The following is a 764-nucleotide window of genomic DNA, read 5'->3' on the forward strand; positions in this document are numbered from 1 at the left end:
ACTCGGCGCAGCCGGATGTGGGTGTACCACCAGTTCTGGTTCGGCTTAGCCCAGGAGGGGCGCTCTACGCCTTTCTTCGCGTAGGTGCGCTGCTTGAGGAAGGACTCCCATCTCGCTTCCCAGGAGGCGTAGGCGCCCATCCAGGTCGCAGCGGCATCGAGCTCCTGGACTCTCATCAGATCCCTGGTCAGGGCCAGGATCTCCTGGCCAGCAGGCAGTCGTGGGTTCAGGGTGGTGTGCCGGATGACGGCGGCGCGGATGTGGAAGTAGCAGCGTTGGATACGGGTGCGGCGCCACTGCTGATCGACTGCGGCCCTGAGTCCGGTGCCGCCGTCAGTGACCACCACATCCGGGGCAGGGAACCGTTTGAACAGGGCTGCCCAGGCGGCTTTGGATTCTTTGTCGCACCACTGCCAGCCGATCACATGGGTGCCGTTGTGAGCGATGAGCACGCACCATCCGTTGAAGTAGGTGCCATCAACGATGACCTGCCGGTGAACCTCCCCGGTCGGGTCAGGCTGAGGGACTTCGATATCCCAGCACCATGAGGTTCTGCGTCGGAATGTGCGGGGGCTATGGGTGTGCCGGGGCATCGAGGAGGGGCCCAGTATCCAGCTGATGAAGTCAGTGATCTCAGCCCTGCTGGTCACATCAGTCCGGGACTGAGTGGCCGAGGCACCGCAGTTCTTGCACCGCCACCGCGTCCGCCCAGCGCTGGTCTTGCCGTTCTTGACCAGCTTGGTGCCGCATACACCACAGACCGG

The 764-nt window shown here is 63.7% G+C and carries 1 protein-coding gene; it reads right to left on the bottom strand.

The genetic code is table 11. From position 1 onward, the window contains the following. The coding region (locus tag SD455_RS16625; RefSeq protein ID WP_445508747.1) for an IS1249 family transposase at nucleotides 1-764 on the bottom strand (764 nt) is incomplete at both ends.

Source organism: Nesterenkonia sp. K-15-9-6 (assembly GCF_052656005.1).